This window comes from Desulfonatronospira sp. MSAO_Bac3 (assembly GCF_003838035.1).
Taxonomy (GTDB): domain Bacteria; phylum Desulfobacterota; class Desulfovibrionia; order Desulfovibrionales; family Desulfonatronovibrionaceae; genus Desulfonatronospira; species Desulfonatronospira thiodismutans.
The window spans coordinates 1-9,553 of sequence record NZ_QYZY01000069.1; the positions used below are offsets into that span (position 1 = coordinate 1).

The window sequence follows — 9,553 nt, forward strand, 5'->3', positions numbered from 1 at the left end:
ATGGGACTGCCGGTGCTGGACGGCCTGGGGCCGTTGGGGGATCATGATCACAGCCCCTCGGAATACATTTTAAAAAACAGCCTGACCCAGAGATGCGCTCTCACCGCGGCCTGTATTTTAAAGGCGCTGCATCAGGGCAAAGGCACCTGAAATATCACTCATCCATGAGCCCTGGCCCTGGCCTGGGCCTCCTGCTCTGACTTGTCTCTGGCTTTGAAAATATCAGCCAGATCCAGCCAGAATTCACTCACATCGGGTCTAAGGGCCACGCTCTGCCTGGCCAGGGATTCGGCTATTTCCGGATCATCCCCGCTTTGCAGGTACATCCTGGCCATGAGGTTCAGGGAAAAAGCGTCCCTGGGATCCTGCAGCAGGGCCTGGTGCAAAAATTCCCTGCTCTGTTCCTTCTGGTCCTGCTTCCAGGCAAGCCTGGCCAGGTGCCTGGGGGCAAGGCCGGCTCCATCTCTGGTTTGGCCCGCTTCCTGGTAGCACCGGGCCGCCTTTTCAAAATCCGCGCTGTTTTCAGCGAGCTGGCCAAGTCTTAGCAGGCTGAAGGCGTGGGAGGAATCGATTTCAAGGCACTTTGCAAAAAGATTGGCAGCCTCCTGGGAGTCACCCTGCTTGAGGCAGACGCAGCCCAGGTTGTACCAGGCCATGAGGTTTTCACTGTCTCTGTCAGTGATTTCCTGGAAATGCTGCCTGGCCAGCTCCAGCCTGCCCAGACGGGCATAGCATATGGCCAGGGAGTTGCGGGCCAGAAGATTGTTTTCATCTGCGGCCAGGGCCTGCTTGTATTCCTCCAGGGCGGCAAAGGTGTCCCCCTGGCTGAACAGGGAATCGGCGCTCACAGTCAGAGTCAGGGAGTCAAAGCAGGCCATCCTGGGGGGAGTGGTGAGCCTGGCGTGTTCCAGGGCTTTGCGGCAGTTTTCCAGGGTGTCTGTTTTGGAATAGCTGAGGCACGGAAAATCGGCCAGGGCCAGGCTTGCCGATACATGCAGCCTGGATTTTACCTCATCCAGCAAATGTATCCAGGGTTCTTTGAGGTTCTGGGAATTCTGGCCGGAAAAATAAAACACCATGCAGGTGGAACTGTATCTGCCGCTTAAGGGTTGCGGGGAAAATTTTCTGTCCACAAGCCTGATTATTTCCTGGACCAGGTTTTCTCCGTCAATGCCTTTGCTCTGGCTGTCCTTGCCCGGGTACTCCAGCTTGAGCATGGCCATGCAGAAGCATTCGTCCTGAATTCTGGCCCGGGTCCACAGGGAGAGAAAGTCCCGGTAGGAATAAAGGCCGGTAAACAGGTCCCGGGGCTGGACCTCCTTGCTCAGCACGTCCTGTTTTTCCAGGAGGCTTTCCTTTTCTGCCAGAAGGCTCAGTTTGTCCCCGGAATCGATCTTCCAGGCCGGGTCGTTCAGATAGAGTATTTCTGCGATGGAAACCTCCTCCTGTACTTCCTGGATGGTAATCTCACCCTTGTGTATGGCCGGGTAGGTCCCGGACGGAGAGTGCCCGGCTTTTTTTATGGACTGGGAATGGCCGTTGAATTTCTGGGACCAGACCATGAATTTCTGGCCCTCAAGGGCATCCATGTTTTTGCCGAGGTTTATCACCAGGCGGTTCAGTGGCAGTACTTCCAGGACCACGCCTCCATGCTGCAGGATCTGACTGAAGGCAAAGGCCTTGCTGCTGTGGTTTTCTTTGGACACGTTCAGGGCTTCCTCCGCCTTGCGGCAGACAAGGTGGGCCAGCTCGAAGGGGGATTTTTGAAACTGCGGTCCCTTGATGTCCTGGGGAAAAAGGCTCCAGCCGATACCGGCGCTCAGGGATATCTTCTCCCCGGAAACCGGGTATTCAAATACCAGAGAAGAGATCCTGCTTCTCAGGTTTTCAGACAGTTCCCTGCACCTGGCTGCCGGGGCCTGGGGCCAGAACACGGCCAGGGTATCGTTGCAAAGCCTGGCTGAAACTGCCTGCTCAGGCAGCTCCTTTCTAACATGTTCAGCCAGTTCGTAAAGGACCTGGTCGCCGAAGGCGTAACCAAATGTCTCATTGATCCTCTTGAAGCGGTCAGGATTTATGAGCATCACGCAGAAAGTGGCGCTGTATCGGTCCAGCCCTGAATCCATGGAAGCGGCCGGACCCAGGGTCAGGCTGGCCTGAATGTCTTCTACGGCCTTTTCCAGCAGCTGGTGGAATTTTTCCTGGTTGTAAAGTCCGGTAATGGAGTCGGTAATGCACTGCTTCTGCAGCAGGACCTTGTCCAGGCAAAGGGAAATTATGCCCGGAAGGTCCAGGGCCAGGGCCTGCATGCGCTCCGGATCAGTGCCCCGGGCCATGAAGATCCCCAGGAATCTGCCATCATACATCAGGGGTAAGAGAACCCGGTCTTTTTCCACTACCGGAACTATGTCCCGGCCATGGTACATGATAGAAGGGATTTCCTGTGGAAAATACAGGCTGTATGCCGAAAAGGAAATGACGGTACTCAGTGAATCCTTGAGCACGGATTCAAAAAGTATGAGATCGCTTTTGTCCAGACGGGGCTTCATTGGACCTCTTTGGTCAAGTTTTATAAAAATAAGACGTAACTGTTCACCATAATATATATGCTCCAGTGGTCCGGAGATTCGGCAAACAGGACGTAAAAACTCGCTCTCACGCCATGGCGTGAAAGAGTAAATCAAAACCTATACACGGGATTGAAAGCCGGGATATTTCCTGTAACATGCTTTGAATCAAGCTCGGTGATTTACGGTTTTGATTAACTCTTCCTACGTCGCTCAGACAGTTTACGCCCAGTTTGCCGAACCCCCGGACCCTGGCTACTCGTCCTCAGGTGGTGAATAGCTACAATAAAACTAAAGAAATTTATGCTGCATGAAGTTGCAAGCTGTGGATGACCGGGATTAATTAACTTAACCGGGAATTACTGTCCAGTCCTGCGTAAAGGAAGGGATCTCATACAACCACCCCCGGCCTCTCCTTGACTAAGGAGGGGAGAGATAATGAAGGGATCGGTTACAACCACCCCTGGCCCCTCCTTGGCTAAGGAGGGGAGTTACGCCGTGCCCTTGATCGATACTGAGGAGCAGGCCCGGCTGAACGTTGCCGTGCATGGCGCAAAGATAAATTTCTTGCTTAGCGATCTTTGCTTGTCACGCTTTGGCGTAATTCAATGCGTAAGCAACCCGAAGAGGATTTAAATGGGCGTTTTGCGTAAGAAAAAATGGTTTGCGGGCAAAGCCCGCTTTAGATTTTTTGCAGCTGCATGTTTGCAGGCCCGGCAGGCTTTAAGTTCAAGGGTTGAAAAAAACTCCTTTTACGGTTACCAAGTCCGGTATTGTTGTTATAGGGTTTATTGTCAGTTTTAAATATGCAGGAGAATTTATGCAGGTCCTGGAGACCATTTATAATCGCCGCAGCATACGCAAGTTTACCCAGGAAGACGTGAGCAAAGAGGATATCCGGCGTATTCTGGATGCCGGCAGATGGGCGCCCAGCGGTCTGAACAATCAGCCGTGGCGTTTCCTGGTGCTTGCCCGGGGGGATGAAAGAAAAAACGGACTGGAGGAGTGTACCAAGTACAGCCATATTGTCCGGGCGGCCAATGTGTTGATAACAGTATTTCTGGACAGACAAGCCAAGTATCACCATGAAAAGGATTGCCAGGGCGCAGGGGCCTGTGTGCAGAACATGCTTCTGGCGGCTCATGCCCTGGGTCTGGGGGCGGTCTGGCTGGGGGAGATCATCAACCAGGAATCCCAGGTGCACCGGGTGCTTTGCACCGACCCGGAGCAGCTGGAACTTATGGCTGTAGTGGCCCTGGGCCATCCGGACCAGAAGGGTTCCTCCCAGCGAAGAGATCTCAAGGAATTGATGCTGGAAGAATTTTGATGGAGGCTTTTTCAGCCTGTCCGTCCAGTTGATTTTTTATAAATACAATAAACAAGGGAGTTTCGCATGCTTGAGATAAAGACTTTTCCCCTGGGTGTTCTGCAGACCAACTGTTATGTGCTGCATTCGCAGCAGGAGGCACTGGTAATCGATCCCGGGGGTGATCCGCAGCGCATAGTTGATTATTTAAGAGAAAACGGTCTTTCCTTGGCCATGATTCTCAATACTCATCTGCATTTTGATCATATCCAGGGCAACGCCGCCCTGGCAGAGTCCTCCGGGGCCAAAATCTTCGCCCCTGAAGAAGACAGGTTTCTTCTGGACACGGAAGTAGGCGGCGGCGGTTTCATGGATTTTCCCGAGACTCCGGGGTTTGACTTTGAGGACCTCAAAGAGGGAAAGCAAGAGCTTCTGGGCCATGAATGCACAGTCCTGTCCACTCCAGGGCATACGCCGGGCAGTCTTTCCTTTTATTTTCCGGACTTGAAAGCGGTATTCGTTGGAGATCTTCTTTTTCAGCGTGCTGTGGGCCGCACCGACTTTCCCGGGGGGAGCATGGAAGTGCTCAAGAAGTCAGCGAGGGAGAAAATATTCACCCTGCCCGGCGATACGGTGATATACTCCGGGCACGGACCTCAGAGTACGGTGATGGACGAAAAACAGAACAATCCGTTTTTTCAGAATTCATCGTTTATGTAATGACGGCAGTGGAGATATAGAAAGATATGCTCTGGCTTGATCTGCGCAACATGTGCTGAGGACTGGAGCGGGAGGTGGGTATGCACCTCCGGCAAACCAGGGCGGATACTGTTCGCGTCCTTGTGCATACACAAAGGGTGCAGGTTCTGGATTCCCTGGCCCTGATGCATCCGGAATGGAGTATGGACAAGGCTTCCAAAGCTTCTTTCGTCAGGGCGGACTTTCAACGCAGGAGTAAGCAAAGTGGCTGATTCAAGGGTCATGGTGCTGGGGTGCAGTCCCAGAAAAGAGGGCAACAGCGACAAGGCTGCCGGGGAAATAGCAGAGACCTTAGAGGGCCGGGGATGCCGGGTGGAAAGTATCTTTCTCAGGGACAAAAAGATCCTGCCCTGCATGGGCTGCCGCAAGTGCGAGACCACTAAAAACAACCGCTGTATCCTGGCGGGCAAAGATGATGTCCAGGAGATCCTGGATAAAATGCAGGAGTCGGACCTGGTGTTTTTCAGTTGCCCGATATACTATTACCATGTTCCGTCCACCTTTAAGGCCCTTATAGACCGGGGGCAGAGCGTGTACGAGGCCTGGGCGGCAAAGGGGGAGCCGGGCCTTGACTTGAAACAGGCTTACTGTGTCCTCATTGCCGGGAGAAAGAAGGGAGAACGACTTTTTGAAGGCAGCCTGCTGAGCCTGAAGTATTTTTTGTACCCTCTGGGCTTTGCCCTGAAGGATCTGTGCCTGAGGGGGATTGATCTCAGGGAGGACCTGGCCGGGGATCAGGATTCCAGGGAAAAGATCAGGGAGTTTGCCCGCAGCGCTGCAGGGCATTCTTGAGAGTTCAAGGGCGGGAAGCAGGGCTGCAATGATGTATGCGTTTAAAAACGCGTTAAAAGCGCAGCTTCGCGTCTATGGTCTTTCCAGTTTTCATCCCCGGAAACTCACCCGGGTTCTCAGGCGGGAATTTCTGGGGCGAAGGTGCCTGATATGCGGGATGGTCAGGGATAAAGAGACTGGCCCGGACACAATGTGTTCTGCCTGTCTGGAGAAGATTAAAATAAGGCGGCGTGGATTCTGCCCGGGCTGCGCCAAAATCTACACCCTTGAAGAAGCCAGTCCTTATTACTGCCTGGACTGCCGCACCAGGCCTTTTCCCTGGTCCGGGCTGGGTTTTTTCGGACCTTACCAGGACCGCCTGAGAGAGCTTATTCTGTGCTTCAAGTTCAAAGGGGATCTGGGGCTGGGCAGGGTTCTCGGGGGCATGCTGGTTCAGGCCGGCCAATATCATGGCGTAGTCAAGGCGGACATGGTAGTACCCGTGCCCATGCACGAATCCAAGCTTAAAATGCGGGGCTTCAACCAGAGCCTGGAGCTGGCCAGAATATTTTCCGCAAGCACGGGGTTTCAGCTGCAGCACCGGGCCATGGTAAAAAAGAGGCCTACTGCAGCCCAGAGCTCCCTGAACCGCAAGGACCGGATGAAGGAATTAAAAGGGGCTTTTGAAGCCCATGCCGGGGTGGTCAGGGGGCAATCCATCCTCCTGGTTGATGATATCTACACCACTGGGTCCACCCTGGAAGAATGCACCAGGACACTTATCAAGGCAGGTGCTTCCCGGGTGCAGGTGCTTTTTCTGGCCAGAGGGGTGATGTAGCTGGTACCGCCCCTGACAAAAGCATTATCATGATGAATATTTTCGCCTTTTTTTGACAATCTTCAAGATATTGCTTGACGTTTGATACAGTTCAGGTTAAAAAGTCTTCTTCTTTATTGGGAGGTAAAAATGTTTGCTATAGTTGAAAGCGGTGGAAAGCAATACCGGGTAAGGGAAGGTCAAAGGCTGAAAGTGGCCAGGATGGACCAGGAGCCCGGGGAAGAAGTTGTTCTGGATTCGGTCCTGGCAGTGGGACAGGATGATGATGTTCAATTCGGCAAGCCCTACCTGGATCAGGCCAGGGTTGTCTGCGATATCCTGGAACACGACCGGGACAAGAAGGTGATCGTCTTCAAAAAGAAAAGACGCAAGGGATACAGCAAAAAGCAGGGACATCGCCAGGATTTTACCGCGGTTAAGGTCAAGAGCATCCAGGCATAGTCCCGGGAGGATAAAAGAATGGCACATAAAAAAGCAGGCGGAAGTTCCAGGAATGGACGCGACAGTCACGGACAGAGAAGAGGGGTGAAAAGGTACGGCGGACAGAAGGTCCGGGCTGGCAATATACTGGTCCGTCAACTGGGGACCAAAATCCATCCCGGAGCCAATGTCGGCGTGGGCAAGGATTACACTCTTTTCGCCCTCTCCGACGGCGAGGTCAAGTATGACAAATTTACCCGCAAGAAAAAAGTCCGCACCAGGGTCAGTATTGTGCCTGCAGCGGTCTAATTCTTAGCTTTTGAAAATTTTTATGGCGGGCCGCCGGGAGAGCATCTCCGGGCGGCCTTTTTTTTGAGGTCTACTGCATGCGCTTTGTGGATGAAGCCGAAATAACAGCCCGTTCCGGGAAAGGCGGAGACGGGTGCGTATCCTTCCGCAGGGAGAGGTTTATTCCCAGGGGCGGTCCCGATGGAGGGGACGGGGGAGAAGGCGGGAGCCTTTACGTGGAGGCTGATCCTGGGCTGCTTACTCTTTACGATTTTAAGCGTAAGCGCTTGTTTGCAGCCCAGAACGGTCGTCCCGGCATGGGCAGGCAGAGGTTCGGCAGGTCCGGTGATGACCTGGTGATTTATCTGCCTGTGGGCACCCAGGTTTATTCCATGCAGGAGGACGGTGAATCTTTGCTTGCAGATCTGGTGCATCCCGGCCAGAGGGTTCTTCTGGCCCAAGGGGGCAGGGGGGGCAAAGGCAACACTCACTTCAAGTCTTCCACCATGCGCGCTCCAAGGTTTGCTCAGCCTGGAGAGGAAGGAGTGGAGCTGCGCCTGAAACTCAGGTTGAAGGTCCTGGCTGATGCAGGCCTTCTGGGCCTGCCCAATGCAGGCAAGTCAACTCTTCTTTCCAGGATCTCGGCTGCCAGGCCCAAGATCGGTTCCTACCCCTTCACCACAATCAACCCCAATCTCGGAGTGCTGCGGGACCAGCGCGATACACAGATGGTGGTGGCGGATATTCCGGGGCTCATATCCGGGGCCCATCAGGGCAGGGGACTGGGGGACAGGTTTTTGAAGCACGTGGAGCGCACCAGGTTTCTGGTGCATATTTTAAGTGTTGAGGATATCGACCTGGACAGCCCCTGGCAGGGTTTCGAGATCCTGAACCAGGAGCTGGAAAAATATTCACCGGAACTGGCCTCGAGAGAGCAGGTCCTGGTCCTGAACAAAACAGATCTTTTAAGCAGAGATGAACTGGATAAGCTCGGCAGGGCTGTTGAGGCCTATGAATACAGAGTGTACCTGATTTCGGCCCTGGAAGGAACCGGCGTTGAAAAACTGGTGCAGGATATGTGGGAGAGGTTTTACCGGTTGTCCGTTGATGTAAAATGATATAAATGCTTGGCCATGAAAAATCATCGTGAAGAAACCGGAAAAATCCTGGCCGGAGCCGGCCGCGTAGTTATCAAGATAGGCAGTGCCGTGCTTACGGGCCGGGAGGGCCTGGACCTGCGTGTGGTCAGCAGGCTGGTGGACCAGATCTGCCTTCTGCACGACCGGGGAATGGATATTATCCTGGTCTCTTCCGGGGCAGTGGCCGCTGGCTGCAAGGTGCTTTCCTCATGCCGGAGCAAAAGCGACCTGGTATTCAAGCAGGCTACATCAGCTGTGGGCCAGAGCAGGCTTATGCATGCCTATGACGAGATCTTCGGGCGTTATGGAAAGATTACCGCCCAGATCCTGCTTACCAGAAACGACCTCAAAAGCAGGGAGCGCTTCATCAATGCCCGCAATACCATGCTTCAGCTCCTGGAGTGGCGGGCCATACCGGTAATAAACGAAAACGATACCGTGGCGGTGCAGGAACTTCGCTTCGGGGACAACGACGCTTTGGGGGTGATGATACTGAACCTGGTGGAGGCGGACCTGTTTATAAACCTGACCTCATCAGACGGCGTATACCGGGAAAATCCCAGGGAAAACCCGGATGCGCAAAAGATAGCCTGTATTGAGGACATCCATTCCGAGCCCCTGGAAAGGATGTGTCAGGGGAAAACCCAGCAAGGCAGCGGAGGAATGTACAGTAAGCTCCTGTCCGCACGCAAGGCGGCCCAACTGGGTGTGCCCACCCTTATACTTTCCGGCAGGGACAGGTTCTCCCTGGAAAAAGCCTTTGACGGCGAGGATCTTGGCACCTGGATTCTGCCCCGGGACAAAAGTATTTCCAGCCGCAAGTTCTGGTTTGCCTACAACCAGGAGCCCGCAGGGGAAATAGTGGTGGACAGGGGAGCGGCTTTTGCTGTTTTTGAAAAGGGCAAAAGCCTCCTGCCTGCGGGTATCGTGGAAATACGGGGCAATTTCGGCAAGGGGGCTTTAGTGAAAATTGTGGAGCAGGACAGCTGCAGACGTCCTGCAGTGGGCCTTACCAACTACAAAGCTTCAGATCTGCGCCAGATTATGGGCAAGAAATCCGGGGAAATTGAGGGAGTGCTTGGACAGTGTCTCTACCCTGAAGCAATTCACAGGGACAATATGCTGCTGGAGGCAGTGCTTTAGTGGCTTACTGCTGAAATCTTGTCATAAAAAACAAGAAACTTGGACAGGATTAACAGGATTGGCAGGATAAGCAATCTGCGGCCGGAAGCCGCAGATTGCATTAGCCATCCAGCACTCACTTTCTTCCGGCACTCATGAATGCAGGAAAAAAGTGAGTGCTGGAGTGATTACCTTTTGGCCTGGCTTCCGCCTGTCCCGTTTAATTGCTCGCAGAGCAAGCCCGAAGGGCATTAAACTGGGAGCCAGGACAAAATGATTTTTTTCTTTATCCATCTCTTAATCCTGTTAATCCTGTCAAATAGCTCTTTTCTTTATTGGGTTG

The 9,553-nt window shown here is 53.4% G+C and carries 10 protein-coding genes; 9 read left to right on the forward strand and 1 reads right to left on the reverse strand.

Annotated elements, in window-relative coordinates; all coding sequences use genetic code 11:
• Positions 1 to 158 precede the first annotated feature (158 nt).
• Positions 159 to 2,549, reverse strand: a complete 2,391-nt coding sequence (locus D5S03_RS02460) for a tetratricopeptide repeat protein (RefSeq protein ID WP_287042587.1) — start codon at positions 2,547 to 2,549, stop codon at positions 159 to 161.
• A gap of 838 nt (positions 2,550 to 3,387) precedes the next feature.
• Here D5S03_RS02460 and D5S03_RS02465 point away from each other — a divergent pair.
• The 9 genes from D5S03_RS02465 to proB all read left to right on the forward strand — a co-directional run bounded on the left by D5S03_RS02465 (position 3,388) and on the right by proB (position 9,231).
• Positions 3,388 to 3,894, forward strand: coding sequence for a nitroreductase family protein (locus D5S03_RS02465; RefSeq protein ID WP_287042588.1), 507 nt, complete (start codon positions 3,388 to 3,390; stop codon positions 3,892 to 3,894).
• A 66-nt stretch (positions 3,895 to 3,960) separates the two neighbouring features.
• Positions 3,961 to 4,593, forward strand: coding sequence for an MBL fold metallo-hydrolase (locus tag D5S03_RS02470; protein ID WP_287042589.1), 633 nt, complete (start codon positions 3,961 to 3,963; stop codon positions 4,591 to 4,593).
• 80 nt (positions 4,594 to 4,673) lie between these two features.
• Positions 4,674 to 4,844 carry a hypothetical protein gene (locus tag D5S03_RS02475; protein ID WP_287042590.1) on the forward strand — a complete coding sequence of 57 codons (171 nt, stop codon included), beginning with the start codon at positions 4,674 to 4,676 and terminating at the stop codon, positions 4,842 to 4,844.
• Positions 4,837 to 5,424 (forward strand): flavodoxin family protein, encoded by a 588-nt coding sequence (locus D5S03_RS02480; protein WP_287042591.1) that lies wholly within the window; start codon positions 4,837 to 4,839, stop codon positions 5,422 to 5,424. The genes D5S03_RS02475 and D5S03_RS02480 overlap by 8 nt, the downstream gene beginning before the upstream one ends.
• A 28-nt stretch (positions 5,425 to 5,452) precedes the next feature.
• Positions 5,453 to 6,241 carry a ComFC family protein gene (locus D5S03_RS02485; RefSeq protein ID WP_287042592.1) on the forward strand — a complete coding sequence of 263 codons (789 nt, stop codon included), beginning with the start codon at positions 5,453 to 5,455 and terminating at the stop codon, positions 6,239 to 6,241.
• Between the two features lie 129 nt (positions 6,242 to 6,370).
• Positions 6,371 to 6,682, forward strand: coding sequence for a 50S ribosomal protein L21 (rplU, locus tag D5S03_RS02490; RefSeq protein WP_008869100.1), 312 nt, complete (start codon positions 6,371 to 6,373; stop codon positions 6,680 to 6,682).
• An 18-nt stretch (positions 6,683 to 6,700) separates the two neighbouring features.
• Positions 6,701 to 6,970, forward strand: a complete 270-nt coding sequence (rpmA, locus tag D5S03_RS02495) for a 50S ribosomal protein L27 (RefSeq protein ID WP_008869099.1) — start codon at positions 6,701 to 6,703, stop codon at positions 6,968 to 6,970.
• Between the two features lie 77 nt (positions 6,971 to 7,047).
• Entirely contained in the window at positions 7,048 to 8,067 is a 1,020-nt protein-coding gene (obgE, locus tag D5S03_RS02500) for a GTPase ObgE (protein WP_008869098.1), read from the forward strand.
• Positions 8,068 to 8,082: 15 nt separating this feature from the next.
• Positions 8,083 to 9,231 carry a glutamate 5-kinase gene (gene proB, locus D5S03_RS02505; RefSeq protein ID WP_008869097.1) on the forward strand — a complete coding sequence of 383 codons (1,149 nt, stop codon included), beginning with the start codon at positions 8,083 to 8,085 and terminating at the stop codon, positions 9,229 to 9,231.
• The last annotated feature ends 322 nt before the right edge of the window (positions 9,232 to 9,553 follow it).

Excerpts from the sequence above, each read along its gene's own strand:
- D5S03_RS02460 (WP_287042587.1), bottom strand. The coding sequence starts at position 2,549 with ATGAAGCCCCGTCTGGACAAAAGCGATCTCATACTTTTTGAATCCGTG.
- D5S03_RS02465 (WP_287042588.1), top strand. The coding sequence starts at position 3,388 with ATGCAGGTCCTGGAGACCATTTATAATCGCCGCAGCATACGCAAGTTT.
- D5S03_RS02470 (WP_287042589.1), top strand. The coding sequence starts at position 3,961 with ATGCTTGAGATAAAGACTTTTCCCCTGGGTGTTCTGCAGACCAACTGT.
- D5S03_RS02475 (WP_287042590.1), top strand. The coding sequence starts at position 4,674 with ATGCACCTCCGGCAAACCAGGGCGGATACTGTTCGCGTCCTTGTGCAT.
- D5S03_RS02485 (WP_287042592.1), top strand. The coding sequence starts at position 5,453 with ATGATGTATGCGTTTAAAAACGCGTTAAAAGCGCAGCTTCGCGTCTAT.
- rplU (WP_008869100.1), top strand. The coding sequence starts at position 6,371 with ATGTTTGCTATAGTTGAAAGCGGTGGAAAGCAATACCGGGTAAGGGAA.
- rpmA (WP_008869099.1), top strand. The coding sequence starts at position 6,701 with ATGGCACATAAAAAAGCAGGCGGAAGTTCCAGGAATGGACGCGACAGT.
- obgE (WP_008869098.1), top strand. The coding sequence starts at position 7,048 with ATGCGCTTTGTGGATGAAGCCGAAATAACAGCCCGTTCCGGGAAAGGC.
- proB (WP_008869097.1), top strand. The coding sequence starts at position 8,083 with ATGAAAAATCATCGTGAAGAAACCGGAAAAATCCTGGCCGGAGCCGGC.